This is a genomic window from Bradyrhizobium sp. USDA 376, assembly GCF_054063675.1.
On record NZ_JBSSGN010000001.1, the window covers coordinates 8,574,378 to 8,597,945 of the forward strand.

The window sequence follows — 23,568 nt, forward strand, 5'->3', positions numbered from 1 at the left end:
TAAGAGCGAAGTAGAGACGAGACAATGAACATCAATAAATCTGCCACGCCTCCGCTTGCGCCCGAGCTGATCGAGCAATTTCGCAAGATCGTCGGCGATCGCCACGCGATCACGGACGCGACCGACATCGAGCCCTACGTCACCGAGGAGCGCAATCTGTTCCACGGCCGCTCGCCGCTGGTGCTGCGCCCGGGCTCGACCGCGGAAGTCGCCGCGATCTGCAAGCTCGCCTCGGAGCACAGGATCGCGCTGGTGCCGCAGGGCGGCAACACCGGGCTCGTCGGCGGCCAGACGCCGCACAATGGCGAGGTGGTGGTGTCGCTGCGCCGCCTCGACAAGATCCGCGAGATCGACACCGCCTCCAACACCATGACCTGCGAGGCCGGCGTGGTACTGCAGGTCGCGCAGCAGAAGGCGTCCGACGTGGACCGGCTGTTTCCGCTGTCGCTCGGCGCCGAAGGCAGCTGCACCATCGGCGGCAATCTCTCCACCAATGCCGGCGGCACCGCCGCGCTCGCCTACGGCGTTGCGCGCGAGATGGCGCTGGGGCTCGAGGTCGTGCTCGCGGACGGGCGCGTGCTCAACGTGCTGTCGAAGCTGAAAAAGGATAACACCGGCTATAATCTGCACAACCTCTTCATCGGCGCGGAAGGCACGCTCGGCATCATCACGGCGGCGACGCTGAAGCTGTTTCCGAAGCCGCGGGCGGTCGAGACTGCCTTCGTCGGGCTGAAGTCGCCCGAGGCGGCCTTGAAGCTGCTGACGATCGCGCAGGGCGAAGCCGCCAATGCGCTGACGAGTTTTGAATTGCTGTCGGAAATGGCGGTCGATTTCTCGGTCCGCCACGGCATCGACGTGCGCGATCCGCTTGCAGAGAAACATCCCTGGTATGTGCTGATGGAATTGTCCACAACCGGCGACGATGCCCGCACGCCGCTGGAGACGATCCTGACCCGCGCCATGGAGGAAGAGATCGTCGACGACGCCGTGATCGCGGCCAGCCTCACCCAGCGCAACAACTTCTGGAAGCTGCGCGAGGAGATGTCGGCGGCGCAGAAGCCGGAGGGCGGCTCGATCAAGCACGACATCTCCGTGCCGGTCGCCGCCGTGCCCGCCTTCATCGCGGAGGCCGATGCCGCCGTCGTCAAGCTGATCCCGGGCGCGCGGCCGGTGCCGTTCGGCCATCTCGGCGACGGCAATCTGCACTACAATGTCAGCCAGCCGATCGGCGCCAACACCGCCGACTTTCTGGCGCGCTGGCACGAGATGAACGCCGTGGTGTTCGAGATCGTGCTGCGCATGGGCGGCTCGATCTCGGCCGAGCACGGCATCGGCGTGCTCAAGCGCGACGAGCTGCCCGAGGTGAAGGACAAGACCGCGATCGAGCTGATGCGGTCGATCAAGGCGATGCTCGACCCGCTCGGCATCATGAATCCGGGGAAAGTGCTGTGAGCATGTCGCTGGCGATCGACACGATTGGGGATGCCGATGTCGAGAAGGTCGTTGCGCTGTGGCAGCGCTGCGGCCTGACACGGCCCTGGAACGATCCGCACGCCGACATCGCGCTGGCGCGGCGGCGGGAAAACTCGACCGTGCTGGTCGGCCGCGAGGCCGGCGGGATCGTCGCGACCGTCATGGTCGGCCATGACGGCCATCGCGGCTGGGTCTATTACGTCGCCGTCGATCCCGACAGCCAGAAGCGCGGCCATGGACGCGTGATCATGGCTGCAGCGGAGGACTGGCTGCGCGAGGCTGGAATCTCGAAGCTGCAGCTTCTGGTCCGGCGCGAGAACGCGCAGGCCAATGCGTTCTACGGGTCGCTGGGTTTCGAGTTGTCCACCTCCGTGATGTACCAGAAGTGGCTCGACGGCCGCGCGACGACACCTTGAATGACAGCGCCGTATCCGCAAGCGCAACTGCGCTCCCTCGCCCCGTTCTTACGGGGGCGCGACGAGCTGCGCTCGCGCTGGGAGGGTTGGGGTGAGGGGCCTCTCTCCGCGGATGAGATCGGCGAGAGACCTGTACCCCCTCACCCGGATTGCTGCGCAATCCGACCTCTCCCCGCAAGCGGGGCGAGGTGAAGAAAAGAGAGACAGCCATGACCATTTCCGATCGCGTCCGCATCAAGGACGTCCGCGTGCTCTCGGACAACTGGACGCCCTTGAAGACCACGACGTTCGAGTACCGGCGCGCCAATGGCGCGTGGCAGACGCAGCACCGCGAGACCTATGAGCGCGACAACGCCGCCGCCGTACTGCCCTACAACCTTGCCCGGCGCACCGTGATCCTGGTGCGCCAGTTCCGCCTGCCGGCATTCATCCGCGGCTACGACGATCTCCTTATCGAGGCGGCGGCCGGCGTGCTGGACGATGCCTCCCCCGAGGTGCGCATCCGCGCCGAGGCCGAGGAGGAGACCGGCTATCGCCTGCATCACGTCCACAAGGTGTTCGAGGCCTTCATGAGCCCCGGCGCGGTGACCGAGAAGCTGCATTTCTTCGTCGCCGAATACGAGCCGGAGATGCGGGTGAGCGACGGCGGCGGCCTCGAGCACGAGGGCGAGGACATCGAGGTGATGGAGCTCACCATCGACGAGGCACTGGCGATGATCGCCGATGGCCGCATCATCGACGCCAAGGCGATCATGCTGCTGCAATATGCGGCGCTGCACGTGTTCAGGGGAGGGTAAGAAGCACCGTCCGCGCCGCGCCATCCTCATCTGCAATTCTGTCCTGCGCCGCCCTGCCCCCCGTTGAGCAACCCCAAAACTATCTCTAGTCTGGCCCTCAACAAGAACCAGGAGACGCGCCCCATGTCCGCTCCGCGCGACGACGAATTCGGCTTTGCGCCCGACTATGATTCTCCCGTCCCCTACATGCAGCGCACGCGCGATTATTACGCGGCGATCGGCTACACCACGCCGTATCGCTGGGCGCACTACACCGAGGCGCCGTTCCAGCCGCTGAAGAGGCCGCTGGCGAAATCGCGCGTGACGATCATCACCACCGCCGCGCCGTACGATCCCACCAAGGGCGACCAGGGGCCGGGCGCGGCCTATAACGGCAGCGCGAAGTTCTACCAGGTCTATGACGGCGACACCTCGCAAGAGCACGACCTTCGCATCTCCCACATCGGCTACGACCGCAAGCACACGTCGGCGACCGACAGCGGCACCTGGTTTCCGCTGCCGCAGCTGCTGAAGGCGTCCGCCGCCGGACGCATCGGCGAAGTGAGCCAGCGCTTCTTCGGCGCCCCGACCAACCGCAGCCATCGCGTCACGCTCGACACCGACGCGCCGGAGATTCTTTCGCGCTGCCTTGCCGACAAGGTGGACGTCGCCGTGCTGGTGCCGAACTGCCCGGTCTGCCACCAGACCACCGCGCTGGTGGCGCGGCACCTGGAGCAGAACGGCATTCCCACCGTGATCATGGGCTGCGCCAAGGACATCATCGAGCACGCCGCCGTGCCGCGCTTCCTGTTCTCCGACTTCCCGCTCGGCAACTCCGCCGGCAAGCCGCACGACGTCGCCTCGCAGGCGCAGACGCTGGAGCTGGCGCTCAGGCTGCTGGAGAGCGCGAGCGGGCCGCAGACCACGATGCAATCGCCGCTGCGCTGGAGCGAGGACGCCTCCTGGAAGCTCGACTACAACAATGTCGCGCAGCTTTCGCCGGAAGAGCTCGCGCGCCGCCGCGCCGAATTCGACAAGCAGAAGGAGATCGCGCGCGGCAACCGCGCCGCCTGACGTCCTCCAATAACAACAATCAAGGGAGAACGACGTGACGCGACCGTTCGAGGGCGTGAAGATCCTGGACTTCACGCAAGTGCTGGCCGGTCCCTATGCGAGCTACCAGCTCGCGCTGCTGGGGGCGGACGTCATCAAGGTCGAGCGGCGCGAGGGCGAGGACATGCGCCGCACGCCACTCTCCCGCGAATGGGCCGAGCGCGGGCTGGCGCCGGCGTTCCAGGCCATCAACGGCAACAAGCGCAGCCTGACGCTCGATTTGCAAAAGCCTGATGCGATCGCGATCGTGAAGAAGCTTGCCGCGACCGTCGACGTCGTCATGGAAAACTTCCGCCCGGGCGTAATGGACAAGCTCGGCATCGGCTATGAGGCGCTCTCGGCGATCAATCCAAAGCTGATCTACTGCGCCGTATCAGGCTTCGGCCAGACCGGCCCGGACCGCCTGCGGCCCGGCTATGACGGCAAGATGCAAGCGCTCTCCGGCATCATGGCGATCACCGGCCATCCCGAGACGGGGCCGACGCGCGCGGGCTTTGCGGTGTGCGACGTGCTCTCGGGCGCGACGGCTGCGTTCGGCGTGTCGAGCGCGCTCTATCAGCGCGACCGCACCGGCAAGGGGCAGCTCATCGACGTCTCCATGCTGGAGGCGACGCTGGCGTTCCTGTCGGGGCAGATCGCCGACTGGTCGGTTGCCGGCCATCGCCAGCAGCTGTCGGGCAACCAGGCGGTGAGCCGCAGGACCACCGCGAACCTGTTCAAATGCGGCGACGGCTACATCCTGCTCGCCGTCAACAACGAGAAGCAGTACCGCGCGCTGATGTCCACGCTCGGCCGCGAGGACACGCTGTCCGATCCGCGCTTTGCGGACTGGTTTTCGCGCAACGAGAACGAGAGTGCGCTGCGCGCCATCATCGAGGAGGCACTCGCCGCAAAGCCGGCGCGCGAATGGGAGACGATTTTGGAAGACGCCGGCGCGCCCTGCGCCAGCATCTGGAAGGTCGAGGAGGTCATCGACCATCCGCAAATCAAGGCGCGTGGTGCCATCCAGGAGCTGGATACACCCTACGGCCGCCTGCGCTTCGCCGGCAGCGGGTTCAAGCTCGCGCATGGCGGCGGCAAGCTGGATCGTATGGCACCGGAGCTGGGCGCGGATACGGATGCGGTGCTCGGCGAGCTGGGGTTCGATGCGGCGGAGATTGCGGCGCTGAGGGCGCGGGAGGTTGTTTAGATCTCCACTGCCGTAGGGTGGGCAAAGGCGCAACGCGCCGTGCCCACCATTGGTGCCTTGAGCCCGCCTTGGTGGGCACGCTTCCGCCTTCGCTCTTCGAGCTACGGCGGACAAGTCGCTTTGCCCACCCTACGGCAGCTCGCCTAGAACAACGAGCCTTGCCCGTCATCTGACGACGCCGCAGCGGCCTTCCGCACCTTCTTCGGCTTCACCGCCTCTGCCTCCGCCTCCATCTCCTCCGCACTGATCGGCAAGAGCAACTGCTCGTCGTCATTGGCGACGCGGTTGACACGGGTGGAGACGGGGTGCCAGGCGAATTCGCCGATGCGTGGTGCCGTCATCAGCGGCAGGATCGCATCGACCTCGTCGCCGCGATGATCGAGCCAGCGCTCGAAATCGCGCGGGCTGATGGTGACGGGCACACGGTCGTGCAGCGCGGCGAGGTCCTCGCTGGCGGCCGCCGTGACGATCGCGACCGTGTCGAGCTCCTCGCCGTTCGGCCCGACCCAGGTCTCGAACACTGCGGCAAAGCCGAGCGGCTCACCGTCGGCGCGGTGGATAAAGAAGGGCTGCTTGCGGCCGCCTTCAGACTTCCACTCATAGTAGCCGTCGGCCGGGATCAGGCCGCGCCGCCGGCGTATAGCCTTCTTGAACGCCGGCTTCTCCAGCACGGTTTCGGACCGGGCGTTGATCAGCAACGTAAATCCGCGGGGGTCCTTGACCCAGCTCGGCAGCAGGCCCCAGCGCATCGGGCGGAAATGGCGTGCGCCTTTCTCGACCAATACGACCGGAATCGGTTGCGTCGGAGCGACATTGTACCGGGGCGGGAAATTCGGCTGCTCGACATAGCCGAACAGTTGCCGCAAAGCCGCGGGGGCCGAAGTTATGACGAAGCGTCCACACATCCTTGAGGGCCTATATAGGGTCCGTTCAGGTCCTTTTAACCCCGAACGTTAACACTGCGGCAGATGAGCTCAACGGCCACCCAACCCGCGCGGACGCATGTACAGACGGGCCCCGAGGCTGCGGCCTGGGCCGAACGGCTGCGCGTGGCCAACATCAACCCGCGGACCGGGCTTGCCACTGACTATCTCAACCATTTCAATGAAGCCGTGATGCTGCTGGAAATGGTCCCTGATATGCCCGAATGCGCCGAAGATTTTTTGACCTGGTCGCCGTTGTCCTATGCCGAGCATTTCACCGCGTCCAATTTCAAGGCGCGGGACCTTGCCATCGAAGCCTATGAGAAGGCCGATCCCAACGTGCGCGCCCAGTTCGACCACATCACGGACACCATGACCTCGATCCTGACCGCGGTCGGATCGGCCATGCGCGAGGTCGAGAAGGATACCACCCGCGTGCGCCTCGCCGAGCAGGCCACGCTCTGGGTCAAGCCGCTGATCGCCGCCTGCGGCGGCATCATCAATGGCGGCGCGGAGGCCGACGTCGACACCATCATGGCGAACTGAGCCAGATCCTTTAAGAACAGGTCCTTTAAGAAAATGTCGGCGGTCATCCAGCCCAGTCATCCCCAGATCGCGGTCAGTGCCGCGATTTTCCGCGACGGCCAAGTGCTGCTGACCCGCCGGGCCCGCTCGCCCGCAAAAGGGTTCTATTCGCTGCCCGGCGGCCGGGTCGAATTCGGCGAATCGCTGCACCAGGCGCTCAAGCGCGAGGTTGACGAGGAAACCGGGCTCGAGATCGAGATCGTCGGCCTTGCCGGCTGGCGCGAGGTGCTGCCGGCCGCGGCGGGCGCCGGCCACTATCTGATCATGTCCTTTGCCGCCCGCTGGGCGGCCCGGGAGCCTGTCCTGAACGACGAACTCGCCGATTACCGCTGGATCGCCCCGGACGCCCTGGCGAGCCTCGGCGACCTCAAGCTGACCGGGGGGCTGGAGGAGGTCATCCAGTCCGCCCACCGGCTGATTGAGACATAGCCGGCGCAGCGAGTCCCACATCTCTCCCGCTTGCGGGAGAGGTCGCGCCGAAGGCGCGGGTGAGGGCTTTCTCCTCTAGGGGACTGTCCCGTCGTGGAGAGACCCTCTCCCCGACCCTCCCCCGCAGGCGGGGGAGGGAGCGCACTGCCGTACGGCCCGCCTTGCGCCCGCCGTCCCGAGGGGGCATACAGCCGCCGATGTCGACGCGATTTCTGGCCATTTTCGCCCTGATTGCCGCCTGCGCCTGGGCGCCCGCCCGGGCCCAGGACGTGGCGGCGCCGTTTGACGGCGAACTGCAGCGGCTGGCCGAGATCCTCGGCGGCCTGCACTATCTGCGCGGCATCTGCGGGTCCAACGAGGGCAACAAATGGCGCAGCGAGATGCAGGCGCTGATCGACGCCGAAACCCCGTCCGGAGAGCGCCGCACCCGCATGATCGCCGGCTTCAACCGCGGCTATAACGGCTTCCAGCAGACCTACCGGAGCTGCACGCCGGCCGCGACGGTGGCGATCCGCCGCTATATCGAGGAAGGCTCGAAGATCTCGCGCGATCTCACCGCGCGCTACGCGAACTAGCGCCCCTATCCGTCATTCCGGGGCGCGACGAAGTCGCGAGCTATGATGCGCAATTGCGCATCTGAGAATCCATTTGGCTGCATGGTTGGTGGCACGATGGATTCCGGGTTCGCGCTACGCGCGCCCCGGAATGACGAGAGAGGATAGATGCGACGGCCCGGCCGGAACCCTGTCATCGACTTTGTTCACAGCCGTTAACCGTTCCTAAAGATGTGGCCTAGCGGGCGTAAACACCCGTGCTACACCTCTCGTGCAGCGCATCGCCGTGGACGCGCCCCAGCCCTGATCGAGTTTCATGAGCCAGCCGATTTCATACGCCCCCGACCGTGCGCCCCTGCCCGATCACGAGCAGAAGCAGGCAGCCCTGAGCTATCTCAACGAGGCCTGGGCCGAGGCGCGCCATGACGGCGTCGACGGCGACTGCCTGGCGCAGGCGAGCCTGTTCGCCGCATTCGCCGAACTCGTCGGCACCTATGGCGAGGATGCGGTGGCAAAATTCGTCGAGGGTTTTCCGGGCCGCATCCGCAACGGCGAATTCTCCGTCGACATCTCCCGGCAGTAAGCCTGTCTCGAAAATGACCCCGCCACGCAGGCGGGGCCAGTTGACGGATGAATGACTTTGCGACGAGCCGGGAGATGTTCCCGACAGAGGCGGGAATGCGCTCCCTCCTGCGTCACGGCTCGATCTTGAGCGTCGCTTTCATGTTGGGATGATAGCGACAGTAATACTCGACCGTTCCCGCCTTCTTCAGCACTGATGTCGTCGACTTTTTCGGCGGCATCGTCACGTCGAAATCTCCGTTCTTCGCAGTGGCGGTGTGGGCGAAGACGTCCTTGTTGATCCAGGTGATGGTATCGCCGACCTTCGCCGATACCTCAGCCGGAAAGATCACGAGATTCTCCATCGTGATCTCTATCGTCGCGGCGTGCGCCGGGACGACCATCGGTAGGACGACGACCGCAAGCGCGATCGAAGCAAGGCGTCCCGGCTTCATTTCACGCTCCTTACTTCAGTTCGGCCGCGACATGCTCGGCGTGCTGCTGATGGCCCTGAAAGATCTTCAGGCCGGTCTGCAACAGGCTCTTCAGCTCCGCATTGCTGGCGGACGGAATCAGCTGGGTCTCCAGCGCGCTGTTGACCGCCTTGTGGTAGGCGACCTCGTTGGCGACATAGGCCTTGTCGAAGGCAGCGCCGCTCAGCTTGTCGAGCTCGGCCAGCTTGTCGCTTGCCTGCTTCGACAGCGCCTTGCTGGTGTCGTTGTCTTCAGGCGTGACCTTCAGCTTCTTGACCAGCGCCAGCGCCTGCTTGTTGACCGCCTCATGGTCGCGCAGCATGTCCTCGGCAAACGCCTTGACATCCTTGTTCTTCGCTTTCTTCTGCGCCTGCTTGGCGGCGTTGATGTCGATCACGCCGGCGGTGTAGGCGATATGGGCGATCTGCGGATCGGTCGGCTTTTCGGCGGCGCTGGCGCCTTGCAGCGCGGGACTCGACAGCAGAATTGCCGCGGCGACCGCCGCGCTCCAACGGATGAACATGGTTTGACACTCCTGTGCTGCCGGACGTTTTGCCGGCGCGTTGCTTCACAGGAATTGGATGGGCGTTTCGCGCAAACGTTCCCGGAAAATTTCAGCCGCCTGCACCGAGCCGCTTCAGCACCACTTCGGTCAGGCGCTCGCAGCGCCAGCCGGCAAACGGGAAGGCATCCATCATCACCGGGCCGATCTCCTTCTCGACATTCTCGCGCAGCATGGTGCGGGCGCGGTGCAGCCGCGTCTTCACCGTCTCGGGCTTCACACCGAGCAGGTCTGCGGTCTCCTCGATGTTCATGCCCTCCATGACGCGTGCGACGAACACCATCCGGAAAACATCCGGCAACTCGTCGATGGCGCGTTCGACGACGCGCTGGATTTCACGTTGGGCCATGGTCCTTTCCGGATCGCCTGGGGGAGAAACGGGAAATTTGATGATCTGCGCCTCGAGCGCCGCTTCGGGCAGCGCGCCGAGTTCGACATGCGGCTTGGCGCTCCGCACCCGGCCAAGCGCCTCGTTGATGGCGATGCGCGACAGCCAGGTCGACAGGCCGGACTGACCGCGGAAGCCGTCGAGATGGGTGAAGGCCCGCACATAGGTTTCCTGCACCACATCCTCGGCTTCGCTGTCGCTACGCAGAATTGCGCGCGCGAGGCGGTATAGCCTGCGGTTGTTGGCCTGCATGATCTCGCGCAGCGCGGCCTCGTCGCGGCCCCGTGCGCGGTCGATCAGTTCCGCTTCCGATGACCGGATTTCTGATGCCTTGGCGCTCCCTTGCATGGCGGTTACCTGCTTGTCTCCGTTGGCCTCGGACATTGGATGCAAGCCAGCGCCAAAAGGTTCCCAGTTTTCTTGCCCGGATCTTACCCTCCCCTGGAGGGGCCCGCTCGCGCTGCGCGCGATCGACCCTCCCCCTCCAGGGCAGGGCTATCGCAGATGGCTTCTTGGTGACGGCCAGAGCAAGCGCCTCGTCCTTCGAGACGACCGCTTCCAGCGGTCTCCTCAGGATGAGGCTAAGCAGCATTGCCCCCGTTGAAATTGCTGCCGCGCACTCCGCCCTCATCCTGAGGGCCCGCCATCGGCGGGCGTCTCGAAGGATCCGCTGCGGGCGAGCTATCCGCCACGCATCTTCATATGCGATAGCCCTGCCCTCCAGGGGAGGGTAAGATCTAATCCGTCTCGATTGGCAGTGCCGGATCCCGTGCCCATTCGCCCATGGAGCCGTCGTACAGCGTCAGCTTGTCGTAGCCGAGCTGGGTCAGCAGCAAGAGGTCGATCGTCGCCGAGATGCCGCCGCCGCAATACACGATCACAGTCTTGTCGCGCGTGACGCCCTGGGCCGCGAACTTCGCTTCCGCATCGGCGAGGCTCGTCAGCGTCTTGTCGGCATTGACGAGTGTTGGGGCTGATACGTTGACGCTGCCGGGCACGCGGCCGGGCCGGCCGTAGCGGCTCGGCTCAAGGCCTTGGTGATATTGCGGCAAGAGCGCGTTGACGATTACAGTTGCGGGATCACCGATCCGCGCCTTCACGGTGTCCTTGTCCACGAAAAAGCCCGCGCGCGGGGCGGCCTTGAAGGTCGTGGCCGGATAGCCCTTCGGTGCGCCCGTCTCGACCGGCCGCCCCTCCTCCTTCCATTTGTCGAGGCCGCCGTCGAGCACCTGCGCATCGACGCCGAGCGAGCGCAGCATCCACCAGAACCGCGTCGACCACATCATGGTGCCGATGCTGTAGAGCACGATGGTCTTGCTCGCATCGAGGCCGTGGCGGCCGAAGGCGGCCTCCAGTTGGGCCACATCCGGCATCATGTAGAGCGGTCGCGCGGAGGTGTCGGAGAACTCGCCTTGCAGGTCGAGGAAATCTGCACCCGGAATGTGGCCGGCGGCGAACGTTTTGTCGCCGGGCACCGCGCGATAGGGCACGTCGCTGCCCGGCGGCACCGGCTCGTTGTAGGTCGTGCAATCGTAGAGGCGGAGGTTGGGATCGCCGAGGATGGCAGCGAGTTGCTCGGTGGTGATGAGGGGTGTCGGTTGGGACATGCGATGACCTCTCCAACGTCGTCCTGGCGAAAGCCAGGACCCATTACCACCTCATTATCTGGCTGCGGGCAAGTGCGGCCACCAATCTTCGCAACAATGTCCGGTCGGGGTTATGGGTCCTGGCTTTCGCCAGGACGACACCGAGCGTAAAGCGTGTTTGTGCCGCCTAACGACCAAGGGCCCTACTGCTTCAACGTCTCCAAGAACCGTACCGGCTCGCCTTGCGAGGGCGTCACCAGCTCGCCCTGCCACATCACGCGGCGGCCGCGGATGAAGGTGCCGACGGGCCAGCCCGTCACGCGGACACCGTCATAGGGCGTCCAGCCGGCTTTCGACGCCACCCATTTGTTGGTGATGGTTTCGCTGCGCTTGAGATCGACGACCGTGAAATCGGCGTCGTAGCCGGCGGCGATGCGGCCCTTGCAGGCCATGTTATAGAGACGTGCGGGGCCGGCGCTGGTGAGGTCGACGAACCGTGCCAGCGACAGGCGGCCGGCATTGACGTGGTCGAGCATCAGCGGCACCAGCGTCTGGACGCCGGTCATGCCGGAGGGCGAGGCCGGATAGGTCTTCTGCTTCTCCTCCAGCGTATGCGGAGCGTGGTCGGAGCCGAGCACGTCGATGATGCCCTGCTCGATGCCGCGCCAGATGCCGGCGCGATGGTCGGCGCCGCGCACCGGCGGATTCATCTGCGCGAGCGTGCCGAGCCGCTCGTAGCATTCGGGCGCGACCAGCGTGAGATGATGCGGCGTCGCCTCGCAGGAGGCGACATCCTTGTGATCACGCAAAAACTCGATCTCTTCCTTGGTCGAGATGTGCAGCACATGGATGCGCTTGCCCGTCTCGCGCGCGAGCTTGACGAGGCGCTGCGTCGCCATCAGCGCCGCGGCCTCGTCGCGCCAGACCGGATGCGAGCGCGGATCGCCCTCGATGCGCAGCGGCTTGCGCTCGTTGAGGCGGTATTCGTCCTCGGCGTGGAAGGCGGCGCGGCGCCGGATCACCTGGAAGATGCGGCGCAGGCTCTCGTCGTCCTCCACCAGCAGCGCGCCGGTGGACGAGCCGATGAACACCTTGACGCCGGCGCAGCCCGGTGCGCGCTCCAGCACGGGCAGATCCTGCACGTTCTCGCGGGTGCCGCCGATGAAGAAGGCGAAATCGCAATGCATGCGATGATGGGCGCGCTTCACCTTGTCGGTGAAGGTGGCCTCGGTCACCGTCAGCGGCGAGGTGTTCGGCATCTCGAACACGGCGGTGACGCCGCCCATCACGGCGCTGCGCGAGCCGGTCTCGAGGTCTTCCTTCTGTTCCAGCCCGGGCTCGCGGAAATGCACCTGCGTGTCCATCACGCCGGGCAGGATGTGGAGGCCCTTGCAGTCGATCACCTCCGCCGCGGACGCCTGCGATAGCGCGCCCAACTCGGCGATGCGACCACCCGCGATGCCGATATCACGCTGGCCCTCGCCATCCTGGTTGACGACGGTGCCGCCTTTTAGGATCACATCGAAACGCTGGGTCATGGGCCTCTCTCATCCCCAAGCGCAGGGCTCGAGGTCTTGTCGTTTATGCCTTGCGGGCTTACGTTCCGGAGCAACATGTCGCAAGAGATTTTCGCATGAAATCAGCGTTTCTTCCCGACCGGGGCGTGGTCAAGGTCGCGGGCGAGGATGCGCGCAACTTCCTCAACGGCCTGATCACGACCGATGTCGACAGGCTGAAGCCGGGTCTGGGGCGATTCGGCGCGTTGCTGACGCCGCAAGGCAAGATCATCGCCGATTTCCTGATCACGGAGGTGCCGGCCGGCCATGGCGGCGGGTTCCTGATCGATTGCCCGAAAGCGCTGGCGGACACCCTCGCCACCAAGCTGAAATTCTACAAGCTGCGCGCCAAGGTCACGGTGGAAAACCTCGATCTCGGCGTGCTCGCGGCCTGGGACGGCCAGCCTGCCGCGCAGCCGGACCTTGCCTTCGCCGATCCGCGCAATGGCGAGCTCGGCACCCGCATTCTGATCCCCGAGGATCTCAAGCAGAAGCTGTCCGAGCTGATCGGTGCCGACCTGGTCGACGCCGCCGAATATGAGGCGCATCGCATCGCGCTCGGCGTGCCGCGCGGCGGGCTCGATTTCATGTACAGCGACGCGTTCCCGCACGAGAGCAACATGGACCGCCTCGCCGGCATCGATTTCGACAAGGGCTGCTATGTCGGCCAGGAGGTCGTCTCGCGCATGCAGCATCGCGGCACCGCGCGCACGCGCAGCGTCAAGGTGCTGCTCGATGACATCTCGCCGGAAGTCGGCGTCAGCGTGATGGCCGGCGACAAGCCGGTCGGGACCATGGGCTCGTCGGCACAAGGCAAGGGCATTGCGCTCGTGCGCATCGACCGCGTCGCCGACGCGCTCGATGCGGGCCAGCCGCTTACCGCGGGTGGCCTCACCCTGACGCTTGCCGAACCTGACGTCGTCCGCATTCCCTTGAAGCAGCCCACCGCATGAGCCGCGCTCCCCGCCTGCATCCCGACGGCCTGACCCGCTGCCCCTGGCCCGGCGAAGATCCGCTCTATGTCGCCTATCACGACACCGAATGGGGCGTGCCTGAGTATGACGACCGCGCGCTGTACGAGAAGCTGATCCTCGACGGCTTTCAGGCCGGCCTGTCCTGGATCACGATTTTGCGCAAGCGCGACAATTTCCGCAAAGCCTTCGACGATTTCCAGCCGGAGAAGATCGCGCGCTACAACGCGAAGAAAGTCCATGCGCTGATGAACGATGCCGGCATCGTGCGCAACCGCGCCAAGATCGACGGCGCGATCCTGAGCGCGAAGTCTTATCTCGACATCATGGAGACGGGCCCGGGCTTCTCGAAGCTGTTGTGGGACTTCATGGACGGAAGGCCCAAGGTCAACAACTTCAAGACCACGGCAAGCGTGCCCGCCTCGACCCCCCTCTCGGTGCAGATCTCCAAGGAGCTGTCCTCGCGCGGCTTCAAGTTCGTCGGCCCGACCATCGTGTACGCCTTCATGCAGGCAACCGGCATGGTCAACGACCACCTCGTCGATTGCCATTGCCACACGACCTGCGGCAAGACACAGCGCAAGCCGCGCCTCAAGGTCAAATGACCGCGAAGAAGACCGCGCGCGATGCGCAATCCCGCGCCTGGCAGCGCATGCTGTCGGGACGGCGGCTCGACCTGCTCGATCCCTCCCCGCTCGACGTTGAGATCGCCGACATCGCGCATGGGCTGGCGCGCGTCGCGCGCTGGAACGGGCAGACCACCGGCGCGCACATCTTCTCGGTCGCCCAGCACACGCTGCTGGTGGAAACCGTGCTGCGGCACGAGATGCCGCGCGTGGACCTGCGCATGCGGCTCGCCGCGCTGCTGCACGATGCGCCCGAATATGTCATCGGCGACATGATCTCGCCGTTCAAGGCGGTGCTCGACGGCCATTACAAGGCGGTGGAGAAGCGTCTGCTCGGCGCCATTCACATCCGCTTCGGCCTGCCGCCGGTGCTGGCGGATGAGATCACGCTGGCCATCAAGGCCGCCGATCGCGGTGCGGCTTATCTCGAGGCAACCGAGCTCGCCGGCTTTAGCGACGCCGAGGCCAAACGCCTGTTCGGCCGCGATCCGGGCCTGCCCGACAGCGTCCGGCGCGACTATCTCACGCCCTGGACCGCGGCGCGGGCGGAGAAGCAGTTTCTGGAGCGGTTCAACGCGGTGTTTGCGTAGCATCATCCCTTCGTAGGGTGGGCAAAGCGAAGCGTGCCCACCAAACCAGGCGCGATGCGCGCAACTGCGAGATGGTGGGCACGGCGCGATGCGCCTTTGCCCACCCTACAAGCGCTCGCTATAATCGCCGGCAAAAAGGTCCGCCATGATCCACGTCTGTTCCCTCGCCGCGCTTCCCGAAACCGTCCGCCTCACCAGGGCCAGCCACGTGCTGACCGTGATGGCCAATGTCGAGCAGGTGGCGCGTCCGGTATCGGTGCTGCCGGCCAACCATCTCAAGGTGTCGATGGACGACATCACCGAGGAGATGGACGGCTTTGTCGCGCCGTCGGAGACGCACATCGAGCAGGTGCTGAACTTCGTGCGCGGCTGGGATCGCAGCGCACCGCTGGTGGTGCATTGCTATGCCGGCATCAGCCGCTCCACCGCGAGCGCCTTCGCCGCGGTCTGCGCGCTCAATCCGCATCGCGACGAGATCGAGATCGCGAAGAAGATCCGCGCCGCCTCGCCGATCGCCTCGCCGAACCGGCGCATCGTCGGCCTCGCCGACCGCGTGCTCGGGCGCAACGGCCGCATGCTGCGCGCACTCGACGAGATGGGCCCGGGCGCCATGATGGTCGAGGGCCGCCCCTTCGTGATCGAGCTCGAATGAGGCGGGAGTCGAATAGCTGCCGCGACGGGACCGCGCCCCCTCTCCCGCTTGCGGGAGAGGGTTGGGGAGAGGGTGTCTCCGCAACGGGACAATCCCCTAGAGGAGAAAGCCCTCACCCGGCGCTACGCCATAGCCGAGGCGTTGCCTCGGCGTCTCTAATTACGGCCGCCGAGGGCGGCCTACGCCTCTCCCGCAAGCGGGAGAGGTTGCAGCTTGCCCGCGGAGCGACCGGCTCAACCAACGAAGACATTCTCCTCGCAACAGCCGCGACATCAGCCGCATGAGCGAGACGCTGCTGACACCGATCGAGATCGGCCTGACCGCTGCGATCGTCGCGATCGAGGATCATGAGCCGCTGATCCTCACCGCGCACAGCAGTGACGGGCTGGCGGGGCTGCCGTTCGGGCCGTTCGATGCGCTGAGCCATCGCACCTTCGAGATCGGCCTGCGCGCCTGGGTCGAGGAGCAGGCGGGCCTGCGGCTCGGCTATGTCGAGCAGCTCTATACCTTTGGCGATCGCGGCCGTCATGCCGAGGCCGGCGACACCGGTGCGCACATGGTGTCGATCGGCTATCTCGCGCTCACACGCGCCGCGGGCGGCGAGCTCGCAGCCAACGGCGCAAGCTTCGAGCCGTGGTACCGCTTCCTGCCCTGGGAGGACTGGCGCGAGGAGCCGCCCGCGATCATCGCCCGCGACATCATCCCCGCGCTGACGGCGTGGGCGGAGCAGGAGACGCCGGAGACGACGCGCGCATTGCCGCGCAGGGATCGCGTGCGGTTCTATTTCGGCCTCGACGGTGCACCCTGGGACGAGGAGCGCGTGCTCGACCGCTACGAGCTGCTCTACGAGGCCGGGCTGATCGAGGAGGCGCGCCGCGACGGCCGTCCTGCGGCATTAGCGCGCAAGGCGCTGCCGGCGCTCGGGACCTCGATGCGGTTCGACCACCGCCGGATTCTCGCCACAGGAATCGCGCGGCTGCGCGCAAAACTGAAGTATCGTCCTGTGGTGTTTGAACTTTTGCCCGCCGAGTTCACACTTACGGAATTGCAGCATACGGTGGAGGCGATCTCCGGCCGGCATCTGCACAAGCAGAATTTTCGCCGCCTGGTCGAAACGGAAGCCCTGGTCGAACCGACCGGTGTGATGTCGACACAGACGGGCGGACGGCCGGCAGCGCTCTACCGCTTCCGCCGCGAGGTGCTCCAGGAGCGGCCCGCGCCGGGCTTGCGTGTGCGCTCCCGGCGCTAGATCCTGATATTTATGGGACCGGCCCCTGCCCGCCGGTTGCCTGGAGGCTTCATGTTCGACGGCCCGTTCGACGCCTTTGCGCTGATCATTGCGATCATCGCCTTCCTGATCGCGATCAAGGCCTCCAGCCAGGCGGCCGAGCTGCGCCGCCAGCTGAACTTGCTCGAAGAGAAGTTTTATGCGCAGCGGCCTGTGCAACCGCCGCCGCTGATGCCCACGCAGGTGCAGGCTGAAGCGCCCGCAACGCCTGCCGCCGAGCCGCCGCCGCTGGCGCCCGAAGCCGAAACCACGCCGCCTCCGCTCGTCACCGAAGAGGTTTCACCGCCCCCGCTCGAACCGGGCACGGGCACTGATGCGCCGCCTCCGGTGCCGGAGGCTGCGCCCGCGCCCGGCTTTGAAGAGCGCCTCGGCACGCGCTGGGTGGTGTGGATCGGCGGCCTTGCGCTCGCGCTCGGCGGCTTCTTCATGGTGCGCTATTCGATCGAGGCCGGCCTCGTCGGCCCCGGCGTGCGCGTGTTCCTCGGCGGCCTGTTCGCAGCCGCACTGCTCGGAGCCGGCGAATGGACGCGGCGCAAGGAGAGCATCTCCACCATCCAGGCGCTGCCGATCGCCAACATCCCCGCGATCCTCACCGCGGCCGGCACGGCGGTGGCGTTTGCCACCATCTATGCGGCCTATGCGCTCTACGGTTTCCTCGTGCCGGCCACCGCCTTCGTGCTGCTCGGCATCGTTGCCATGGGCACGCTCGCCGCGGCGCTGTTGCACGGACCCGCGCTCGCAGGGCTCGGCGTGGTCGGCGCCTTCGTGACGCCGATCCTCGTCTCCAGCGGCAAGCCGGACTATTGGGCGCTCTACATCTACCTCGCCATCGTCACCGCCGCGAGCTTCGGCCTCGCGCGTATCCGGCTGTGGCGCTGGCTCGCCGTCACGACGATCGCCTTCGCGGTGCTCTGGATCTTCCCGGGTCTCGACACCGAACAGGTGCAGGTCGCGCCGCATGCCTTCCATGTCATCGCGGGCTTCGTGCTTGCCGCGCTGCTCGTGGTCTGCGGCTTCATGTTCGGCCCGACCGTCGAGGACGGCGAGATCGAGCCGGTCTCGTCGGGCGCGCTCGGCGCCTATCTGTTCGCCGCGATGCTGGTCGTGCTGTCGAGCGCGCATGCGGATCTCGCGCTGATCGCCTTCACGCTCCTGGTCGGCGGTACGCTGTTCGTCGCCTGGCGCGCGCCTGCGGCGACCGGCGCGCTGGGTGCGGCCGCAGCGACAGTGTTCATCGTGTTCGCGGAATGGGCGGTGCGCGCCAACCCTGACATGCTGGTGCTGCCGGGCGGCCCGATGCCGGGCGTCGGGCCTGTCGCGACCGACAGCTCGGTGACGCTGCATCTGGTGATGGCCGCGATCTTCGCCGCCGGCTTTGGCGTCGCGGGCTTTTTCGCGCAGGGGCGCTCGAACTCGGCGATCATTCCCGTGGTGTGGTCGGCGGCGGGCGTCGCGACGCCGATCGCGATCCTGGTTGCGCTCTATGCGCGCATCGCCCATCTCGACCGTTCGATCCCGTTCGCGATCCTCGCCGTTCTGCTTGCCGCTGCCTTTGGCGCTGCGACCGAAGCGCTGATGCGCCGCGAAGAACGACCGGGCGTGGCAACCTCGATCGCGTTGTTCGCGACCGGCACGCTCGGCGCGCTGGCGCTAGCGCTGACCTTCGCGCTGGAGAAGGGCTGGCTCACCATCGCGCTGGCGCTGATGTCGCTCGGTACCGCCTGGATCTCCTTGCAGCGGCCGATTCCGGTGCTGCGCCGGTTAGCTGCGATCTTCGCCGCGATCGTCACCGCGCGCATCGTCTATGATCCGCGCATCGTCGGCGATGCCGTCGGCACCACGCCGATCTTCAACTGGCTGCTGTGGGGCTACGGCCTGCCGGCGGCCTCATTCTGGGGTGCGAGCATCTTCCTGCGGCGCCGCGGCGACGATGCGCCGTTGCGCGTCGTCGAGGCGGCCGCGATCCTGTTCACGGCACTGCTCGCCTTCACGGAGATCCGTCATTTCGCCACCGGCGGCGACATGATTTCGCCGCCGTCACTGCTCGAATTCGCGCTGCAGGTCTGCATCGCGCTCGCCATGGCGATCGGGCTGGAACGCCTGCGGCTGTGCAGCCGCAGCATCGTGCACAATGTCGGCGCGATCGTGCTGACGGCGATCGCCGGCCTCATCAGCGTGTTCGGCCTCTTCATGCTGGAGAACCCGCTGATCTGGCGCATCGACGTCGGCGGCGCGGTGTTCAACCTGCTGCTGCTCGGCTACGCGCTGCCGGCGGTGCTGATGCTGCTATTGTCCTATGCGGTGGTCGGCGAGCGCGGCAAGGTCTACGCCAACACCATCGCCGGCGGCGCGCTGGTGTTCGCGCTCGCCTATGTCACGCTGGAGATCCGCCGCTTCTATCACGGCCCGATCCTCTCTACGGGACCTACGACCGGCGCCGAGCAATACACCTATTCGATCGGCTGGCTCGCGTTCGGCGTGGTGCTGCTCGGGGTCGGCATTCTCGTCAACTCGGAGCGGGCGCGGCTGGCGTCCGCCGCCGTCATCGCGCTGACGATCCTGAAGGCCTTCGTCATCGACATGTCGACGCTGACGGGCGTCTACCGCGCGCTGTCATTCATGTGCCTCGGCATCGTGCTGGTCGCGATCGGCTGGCTCTACCAGCGCATCCTGTTCCGGCGGCAGGCCCCGCCGCCGGCTCCGCAGACGGGCAGCTAAAGCGTCAGGCCGCGCGGACCGATTCCAGGAACTGCGCGACCTCGACCTTGAGACGGGTGCTGTCGGTCGCCAGCGACTTCGCCGCCGACAGCACCTCGACCGAGGCCTCGCCGGTCTCGATCGCGCCGCGCTGCACGTCGGTGATGTTGGAGGAGACCTCCTGCGTGCCGAGCGAGGCCTGCTGGACGTTGCGCGAGATCTCCTGCGTCGCGGCGCCCTGCTCTTCGACGGCGGCGGCAATCGCCGCGGACACTTCGGACAGCCGCTCGATGGTGCCGCCGATCTCCTGGATCGCGCTGACGGATTCTTCCGTCGCGGCCTGGATGCCGGACACCTGTGCCCCGATCTCGCCGGTCGCCTTCGCGGTCTGCTCGGCCAGCGCCTTGACTTCGGAGGCCACGACGGCGAAGCCGCGCCCGGCTTCGCCCGCCCGCGCCGCCTCGATGGTCGCGTTCAGCGCCAAAAGGTTGGTCTGCCCCGCAATGGTGTTGATGAGCTCGACGACGTCGCCGATGCGGGATGCCGCCTGCGACAGCGCATTGACGCGGTCGTTGGTCCGCGCCGCCTGCTCGACCGCTTCCGCCGCCATCCGCGCCGAATCCTGCACGCGGCGGCTGATCTCGGTGATCGAGGACGACAGTTCCTCGGAGGCGGACGCCACCGCCTGGACGTTGGTGGAGGCTTCCTCGGAGGCCGCCGCAACGACGGTCGCGAGCTCCTGGCCGCGCTGCGCGGTGCTGGTCAGCGTGGACGCCGACGCCTCGAGCTCGGTCGAGGCCGAGGAGACGGTGCCGACGACTTCGCCGATCATCGCCTCGAACCTGCGCGTGATGGCATCGACCCGGCGGCCGCGTTCGATCTTGGCGTCTGCGTCGAGCCTGGCCGCCTCGTCGGCGGCCTTCTTGGCGATCAGCGCTTCCTTGAAGATCTGCAGCGCATCCGCCATCGATCCGATCTCGGTCTTCTCGCCGCGATGCGGCACCTCGGCCGAGAGGTCGCCCTCGCCGAGCGACTGCATCGGCTTGATGATTGAAGCAATGCCACGCGAAACGTCGCGCACGAGATAATAGGCCGCGCCGATCGCGATCACGACCGAGAACACGATGATGCCGACCAGGACGCGGAAGATCAGCGCATAGCTGTCGGCCGCCTGCTTCGTCTCCAGCTCGGCGCCGCTGTTGTTGAGCTCAATGCCCTTCTGCAGCAGCGGATCGGCCGCCTGGGCCATCTTCGCGACCTTGGTCTGCAACATCTCATTGGCATCGGTCGGGAAACGGCCGACGCTCTTGCGCGATAGCGCCATCACCTCCTGCACGCCGTTCAGATACTCGGCCCACGCCTTGGTCCACTGCTCATAGAGCGAGCGCTCCTCGGGCGAGTTGATCAAGGGCTCGTAGACCTTGCGCGTCTTCTCGATGCGTTCGCGCAGCGAGGCGAGCCGCTTCTCGGCGGCGTCCTTGCCCTCGGCGCTGTCCTGCATCAGGTGCAGACGCAGCGCGACGCGCAGCTCGTTGATGTCGGCGCGGAGCGAGCCGAGCGCACGGACGCTCGGCAGCCAGCTTTCCGCGATCTCGACCGTGTGGGCATTGATGTTCTGCATCGTGCCGATCGCGGTCACGCCGACGCCGGCGAGCGAGAGCACGAGGACCGACAGCACGGTCAGAAGCTTGAACACGATCGACAACTTCGACATCACGATAAATCCCGGTGAGACCTGGCAACGCACGAATGACCCGCGCCGCAATCGTCGCAACGGACGACAGGGCGGAAGTCAGTTCATCTATGCTGGCTGGTTCTTGTCGCCTCAGATTGCGCCCATAGTTGCAAGCAGCCGTTAACAGGAACCTACGTAAAACTACGGAAGCGTACCGGCCGCCGCTATTTTTCCTGCAATCATCTGTTGCGACGGTATCGGCATCTCCTGCCGCAACGTTCCCGACGCACCGCAACATCCGGGCGGAACGTTGCCGTCACGCCGCCCGTACCGACTCCAGGAAGCGCGCGACCTCGCCCTTCAACCGGCTGCTCTCCCGCGACAGCGACTGCGCGGCCGAATGCACCTGCGCCGAGGCGGCGCCGGTCTCGCCGGCGCCGCGCTGGACGTCGCCGATATTCGCCGAGACTTGGGAGGTGCCGTGCGCGGCATGCTGGATGTTGCGGGAGATCTCCTGCGTCGCCGCGCCCTGCTCCTCCACCGCGGCGGCGATGGTCGAGGAGATCTCCGACATCCGCGCGATGGTGTCGCCAATCTCCTTGATCGCGCCGACAGAGTCTTCGGTCGCGGTCTGGATCGCGCCGATGTGCTGACTGATCTCGCCCGTGGCTTTCGCGGTCTGCTCGGCCAGCGCCTTCACTTCGGTCGCGACCACCGCAAACCCCTTGCCGGCTTCACCGGCGCGCGCCGCCTCGATCGTCGCGTTGAGCGCCAGGAGGTTGGTCTGGGCGGCGATGGTGTTGATCAGTTCGACCACGTCGCCGATGCGGCTCGCCGCCTTCGTCAACTCGGCGACGCGCGCGTTGGTGCGCTCGGCCTGTCCGACCGCAACGTCGGCGACGCGCGCCGATTCCTGCACCTGGCGGCCAATCTCGGAGATCGAGGAGGTCATCTCCTCGCTCGCTGACGACACCGACTGCACGTTGGCGGACGCCTCCTCCGAGGCCGCCGCCACGGCGGTTGCGAGCCCGTTGCCGCGTTCGGCGGCCTGCGTCAGCGTGTTGGACGATGCCTCGAGCTCGGTTGCCGCCGACGAGACGGTCTCGATGATCTCGCCGACCGCGCCTTCGAACGTGTCGGCGAGCCGCCGCATGTCGACCTTGCGCTGCTCGCGTCCGCGCGCATCCGCTTCCACCTGTTCGACGCGCAGCCGCTCGGCCTCCGCCATGCTGGTCCTGAACACCTCGACGGCGCCGGCCATCTCGCCGATCTCGTCCCTGCGCCCGACGCCGGGAACGGAGATCGAGAGCTCGCCGCGCGCAAGCCGCGTCATCGCACCGACCATGGCACCGAGCGCCTTCGAGATCGAACGTCCGAGCAGAAAGCCGGTCACGGCGAGCACGACGACGGTGAAGCCGAAAGCGACGGCCATCCACAACCGCACGGCCTCGCGGGTCGCCGCTTCAGCGGCGTCAGCCTGCCTGTACATGGCATCGACGGCGGTCCGCGCCTCGACCATCACAGGCTCGATTTCGCGGAAGGACTTCATCATGGCGGCGTCGAGAGCCGCACTCTGTTGTGCGGTCTCGGCCCAGGCCGCGAACTCGGACTGGTATTTTTGCAGCTTGGCCGTGATGTCGTTCATCGCCGCCGTGGGGATTGCGACGAGCTCTATCGCCTTGGAGAATTCAACCGCAGCCTTCTTCACCTCGGCAACGTATTTGGGATCGCGCCGCAGCATGAAGTCCTTCTCATGCCGGCGCATCATCAGCATCCAGGTCGTCGTCCTGGGATCGTCGATCTCCTTCAGCTTGGCCTCGATGTCGTGCACCGCACCGCGAAGCGAGCCGGACAGGCCGAGCGTCTCGTTCAACCCGAGCCTGGTCTCGGCAGCCACCAGTGCGGCGAAGTCCGACGCGTAACGCTTGAAGCCGTCCTGAGCCTGCTTCATCTTCCCGGACAGTGCGCCCATGCCGGCGGCCGCCATCAGCCGCTCCACCTCGTCAAAATCGCGGTTGATCGGCCCGATCAATTCGGCATGCGCCTTGGCGTAGCTCTCGGTCCGGCGCTGCTGGAAATTCTTCTCGTTGCGCCGTGCCTCCAGCATGTCGATCGAGAGCTGCTTGTCGAGGTCGGCGATCGCGCGGGCGCGGTTGGCAACAGTGCGGGAGGCATCCTGGGAGAGGCTGCCGATCTCGTAGATCGCGCCGAAGGCGGCGAGACCGACTAGGCCGAACAGTCCGATCGCCATGACCTTGTGGGTCAGGCGGATGGAGAGACCGCTCATGAATGTGCTCCAATACGCTCGGGACGCAATGCAGGCAGGGCGACTCAGCCCCGGAATATCGCGGGCATCATGACCGCGCCGCTTTTCCGGAAAGTTAACCCTGCGCCGCATTCGTCGCGGCACCGCAGCACGCGCGAGGGCCGCGCTGCACGTCGGTGATGTTGGACGACACCTGATGGGGTGCCCTCCGCCGCCTGT

The 23,568-nt window shown here is 66.3% G+C and carries 23 protein-coding genes; 15 read left to right on the plus strand and 8 right to left on the minus strand.

The genetic code is table 11. From position 1 onward, the window contains the following. Positions 1–24 precede the first annotated feature (24 nt). From ACVJ19_RS40385 to ACVJ19_RS40405, 5 genes are all read left to right on the plus strand, one after another. Entirely contained in the window at positions 25–1,452 is a 1,428-nt protein-coding gene (locus ACVJ19_RS40385; RefSeq protein ID WP_453954627.1) for an FAD-binding oxidoreductase, read from the plus strand. Between the two features lie 2 nt (positions 1,453–1,454). Next, positions 1,455–1,889: a GNAT family acetyltransferase gene (locus tag ACVJ19_RS40390; protein WP_453955307.1), complete on the plus strand. Its 435-nt coding sequence runs from the start codon at positions 1,455–1,457 to the stop codon at positions 1,887–1,889. Positions 1,890–2,098: 209 nt separating this feature from the next. Next, positions 2,099–2,686: an NUDIX domain-containing protein gene (locus ACVJ19_RS40395; RefSeq protein WP_453954628.1), complete on the plus strand. Its 588-nt coding sequence runs from the start codon at positions 2,099–2,101 to the stop codon at positions 2,684–2,686. Between the two features lie 123 nt (positions 2,687–2,809). Beyond that, complete coding sequence (locus tag ACVJ19_RS40400) at positions 2,810–3,739, plus strand: glycine reductase (RefSeq protein WP_453954629.1); 930 nt, start codon at positions 2,810–2,812, stop codon at positions 3,737–3,739. A gap of 34 nt (positions 3,740–3,773) precedes the next feature. Continuing rightward, the gene (locus ACVJ19_RS40405; RefSeq protein WP_453954630.1) at positions 3,774–4,967 is read left to right on the plus strand and encodes a CaiB/BaiF CoA transferase family protein; all 1,194 of its coding nucleotides are present in this window, start codon (positions 3,774–3,776) and stop codon (positions 4,965–4,967) included. Positions 4,968–5,110: 143 nt separating this feature from the next. Here the strand turns inward: ACVJ19_RS40405 and ACVJ19_RS40410 are convergent, their stop codons facing one another. Next, positions 5,111–5,872, minus strand: coding sequence for an SOS response-associated peptidase (locus ACVJ19_RS40410; RefSeq protein WP_453954631.1), 762 nt, complete (start codon positions 5,870–5,872; stop codon positions 5,111–5,113). 63 nt (positions 5,873–5,935) lie between these two features. On the opposite strand from ACVJ19_RS40410, the gene ACVJ19_RS40415 reads away from it, so the two are divergent. The 4 genes from ACVJ19_RS40415 (at position 5,936) to ACVJ19_RS40430 (ending at position 8,041) form a co-directional block, all read left to right on the plus strand. After that, positions 5,936–6,436, plus strand: a complete 501-nt coding sequence (locus ACVJ19_RS40415; protein WP_018648757.1) for a hypothetical protein — start codon at positions 5,936–5,938, stop codon at positions 6,434–6,436. 33 nt (positions 6,437–6,469) lie between these two features. Next, positions 6,470–6,904, plus strand: coding sequence for an NUDIX hydrolase (locus ACVJ19_RS40420; protein WP_453954632.1), 435 nt, complete (start codon positions 6,470–6,472; stop codon positions 6,902–6,904). 197 nt (positions 6,905–7,101) lie between these two features. After that, positions 7,102–7,479, plus strand: coding sequence for a TIGR02301 family protein (locus tag ACVJ19_RS40425; protein ID WP_453954633.1), 378 nt, complete (start codon positions 7,102–7,104; stop codon positions 7,477–7,479). 295 nt (positions 7,480–7,774) lie between these two features. Continuing rightward, positions 7,775–8,041 carry a hypothetical protein gene (locus tag ACVJ19_RS40430; protein WP_018648760.1) on the plus strand — a complete coding sequence of 89 codons (267 nt, stop codon included), beginning with the start codon at positions 7,775–7,777 and terminating at the stop codon, positions 8,039–8,041. 112 nt (positions 8,042–8,153) lie between these two features. Here the strand turns inward: ACVJ19_RS40430 and ACVJ19_RS40435 are convergent, their stop codons facing one another. The 5 genes from ACVJ19_RS40435 to ACVJ19_RS40455 all read right to left on the minus strand — a co-directional run bounded on the left by ACVJ19_RS40435 (position 8,154) and on the right by ACVJ19_RS40455 (position 12,566). Next, positions 8,154–8,474, minus strand: coding sequence for a cupredoxin domain-containing protein (locus tag ACVJ19_RS40435; RefSeq protein WP_453954634.1), 321 nt, complete (start codon positions 8,472–8,474; stop codon positions 8,154–8,156). A gap of 10 nt (positions 8,475–8,484) precedes the next feature. After that, on the minus strand, positions 8,485–9,015 hold the full coding sequence (locus tag ACVJ19_RS40440; protein ID WP_453954635.1) for a DUF4142 domain-containing protein: 531 nt from the start codon (positions 9,013–9,015) through the stop codon (positions 8,485–8,487). 91 nt (positions 9,016–9,106) lie between these two features. Continuing rightward, a complete protein-coding gene (locus ACVJ19_RS40445) occupies positions 9,107–9,790 on the minus strand; it encodes an RNA polymerase sigma factor (protein ID WP_453954636.1) in 684 nt (227 codons plus the stop codon). Between the two features lie 389 nt (positions 9,791–10,179). Then, positions 10,180–11,049 carry a sulfurtransferase gene (locus tag ACVJ19_RS40450; RefSeq protein WP_453954637.1) on the minus strand — a complete coding sequence of 290 codons (870 nt, stop codon included), beginning with the start codon at positions 11,047–11,049 and terminating at the stop codon, positions 10,180–10,182. Positions 11,050–11,231: 182 nt separating this feature from the next. After that, positions 11,232–12,566, minus strand: coding sequence for a dihydroorotase (locus ACVJ19_RS40455; RefSeq protein WP_453954638.1), 1,335 nt, complete (start codon positions 12,564–12,566; stop codon positions 11,232–11,234). Between the two features lie 95 nt (positions 12,567–12,661). On the opposite strand from ACVJ19_RS40455, the gene ygfZ reads away from it, so the two are divergent. The 6 genes from ygfZ (at position 12,662) to ACVJ19_RS40485 (ending at position 19,429) form a co-directional block, all read left to right on the plus strand. After that, complete coding sequence (ygfZ, locus tag ACVJ19_RS40460; RefSeq protein ID WP_453954639.1) at positions 12,662–13,537, plus strand: CAF17-like 4Fe-4S cluster assembly/insertion protein YgfZ; 876 nt, start codon at positions 12,662–12,664, stop codon at positions 13,535–13,537. Then, the gene (locus tag ACVJ19_RS40465; protein WP_453954640.1) at positions 13,534–14,160 is read left to right on the plus strand and encodes a DNA-3-methyladenine glycosylase I; all 627 of its coding nucleotides are present in this window, start codon (positions 13,534–13,536) and stop codon (positions 14,158–14,160) included. Before ygfZ ends, ACVJ19_RS40465 begins: the two co-directional genes overlap by 4 nt. Beyond that, positions 14,157–14,771: a hydrolase gene (locus tag ACVJ19_RS40470; RefSeq protein WP_453954641.1), complete on the plus strand. Its 615-nt coding sequence runs from the start codon at positions 14,157–14,159 to the stop codon at positions 14,769–14,771. Before ACVJ19_RS40465 ends, ACVJ19_RS40470 begins: the two co-directional genes overlap by 4 nt. Before the next feature lie 145 nt (positions 14,772–14,916). Further along, on the plus strand, positions 14,917–15,423 hold the full coding sequence (locus ACVJ19_RS40475) for a tyrosine phosphatase family protein (protein WP_453954642.1): 507 nt from the start codon (positions 14,917–14,919) through the stop codon (positions 15,421–15,423). 280 nt (positions 15,424–15,703) lie between these two features. After that, the gene (locus ACVJ19_RS40480) at positions 15,704–16,672 is read left to right on the plus strand and encodes an NUDIX hydrolase (RefSeq protein ID WP_212347856.1); all 969 of its coding nucleotides are present in this window, start codon (positions 15,704–15,706) and stop codon (positions 16,670–16,672) included. Positions 16,673–16,723: 51 nt separating this feature from the next. Next, on the plus strand, positions 16,724–19,429 hold the full coding sequence (locus tag ACVJ19_RS40485; protein WP_453954643.1) for a DUF2339 domain-containing protein: 2,706 nt from the start codon (positions 16,724–16,726) through the stop codon (positions 19,427–19,429). 4 nt (positions 19,430–19,433) lie between these two features. On the opposite strand, the gene ACVJ19_RS40490 is transcribed toward ACVJ19_RS40485, so the two are convergent. Beyond that, a complete protein-coding gene (locus ACVJ19_RS40490) occupies positions 19,434–21,122 on the minus strand; it encodes a methyl-accepting chemotaxis protein (RefSeq protein WP_453954644.1) in 1,689 nt (562 codons plus the stop codon). A 277-nt stretch (positions 21,123–21,399) separates the two neighbouring features. Then, a complete protein-coding gene (locus ACVJ19_RS40495) occupies positions 21,400–23,370 on the minus strand; it encodes a methyl-accepting chemotaxis protein (RefSeq protein ID WP_453954645.1) in 1,971 nt (656 codons plus the stop codon). Between the last annotated feature and the right edge of the window lie 198 nt (positions 23,371–23,568).

Excerpts from the sequence above, each read along its gene's own strand:
- ACVJ19_RS40475 (WP_453954642.1), top strand. The coding sequence starts at position 14,917 with ATGATCCACGTCTGTTCCCTCGCCGCGCTTCCCGAAACCGTCCGCCTC.
- ACVJ19_RS40470 (WP_453954641.1), top strand. The coding sequence starts at position 14,157 with ATGACCGCGAAGAAGACCGCGCGCGATGCGCAATCCCGCGCCTGGCAG.
- ACVJ19_RS40425 (WP_453954633.1), top strand. The coding sequence starts at position 7,102 with ATGTCGACGCGATTTCTGGCCATTTTCGCCCTGATTGCCGCCTGCGCC.
- ACVJ19_RS40450 (WP_453954637.1), bottom strand. The coding sequence starts at position 11,049 with ATGTCCCAACCGACACCCCTCATCACCACCGAGCAACTCGCTGCCATC.
- ACVJ19_RS40415 (WP_018648757.1), top strand. The coding sequence starts at position 5,936 with ATGAGCTCAACGGCCACCCAACCCGCGCGGACGCATGTACAGACGGGC.
- ACVJ19_RS40385 (WP_453954627.1), top strand. The coding sequence starts at position 25 with ATGAACATCAATAAATCTGCCACGCCTCCGCTTGCGCCCGAGCTGATC.
- ACVJ19_RS40430 (WP_018648760.1), top strand. The coding sequence starts at position 7,775 with ATGAGCCAGCCGATTTCATACGCCCCCGACCGTGCGCCCCTGCCCGAT.
- ACVJ19_RS40480 (WP_212347856.1), top strand. The coding sequence starts at position 15,704 with ATGAGCGAGACGCTGCTGACACCGATCGAGATCGGCCTGACCGCTGCG.
- ACVJ19_RS40465 (WP_453954640.1), top strand. The coding sequence starts at position 13,534 with ATGAGCCGCGCTCCCCGCCTGCATCCCGACGGCCTGACCCGCTGCCCC.
- ACVJ19_RS40490 (WP_453954644.1), bottom strand. The coding sequence starts at position 21,122 with ATGTCGAAGTTGTCGATCGTGTTCAAGCTTCTGACCGTGCTGTCGGTC.
- ACVJ19_RS40420 (WP_453954632.1), top strand. The coding sequence starts at position 6,470 with ATGTCGGCGGTCATCCAGCCCAGTCATCCCCAGATCGCGGTCAGTGCC.
- ACVJ19_RS40455 (WP_453954638.1), bottom strand. The coding sequence starts at position 12,566 with ATGACCCAGCGTTTCGATGTGATCCTAAAAGGCGGCACCGTCGTCAAC.
- ACVJ19_RS40400 (WP_453954629.1), top strand. The coding sequence starts at position 2,810 with ATGTCCGCTCCGCGCGACGACGAATTCGGCTTTGCGCCCGACTATGAT.
- ACVJ19_RS40495 (WP_453954645.1), bottom strand. The coding sequence starts at position 23,370 with ATGAGCGGTCTCTCCATCCGCCTGACCCACAAGGTCATGGCGATCGGA.
- ACVJ19_RS40445 (WP_453954636.1), bottom strand. The coding sequence starts at position 9,790 with ATGCAAGGGAGCGCCAAGGCATCAGAAATCCGGTCATCGGAAGCGGAA.
- ACVJ19_RS40485 (WP_453954643.1), top strand. The coding sequence starts at position 16,724 with ATGTTCGACGGCCCGTTCGACGCCTTTGCGCTGATCATTGCGATCATC.
- ACVJ19_RS40395 (WP_453954628.1), top strand. The coding sequence starts at position 2,099 with ATGACCATTTCCGATCGCGTCCGCATCAAGGACGTCCGCGTGCTCTCG.
- ACVJ19_RS40435 (WP_453954634.1), bottom strand. The coding sequence starts at position 8,474 with ATGAAGCCGGGACGCCTTGCTTCGATCGCGCTTGCGGTCGTCGTCCTA.
- ACVJ19_RS40390 (WP_453955307.1), top strand. The coding sequence starts at position 1,455 with ATGTCGCTGGCGATCGACACGATTGGGGATGCCGATGTCGAGAAGGTC.
- ACVJ19_RS40440 (WP_453954635.1), bottom strand. The coding sequence starts at position 9,015 with ATGTTCATCCGTTGGAGCGCGGCGGTCGCCGCGGCAATTCTGCTGTCG.
- ACVJ19_RS40410 (WP_453954631.1), bottom strand. The coding sequence starts at position 5,872 with ATGTGTGGACGCTTCGTCATAACTTCGGCCCCCGCGGCTTTGCGGCAA.
- ygfZ (WP_453954639.1), top strand. The coding sequence starts at position 12,662 with ATGAAATCAGCGTTTCTTCCCGACCGGGGCGTGGTCAAGGTCGCGGGC.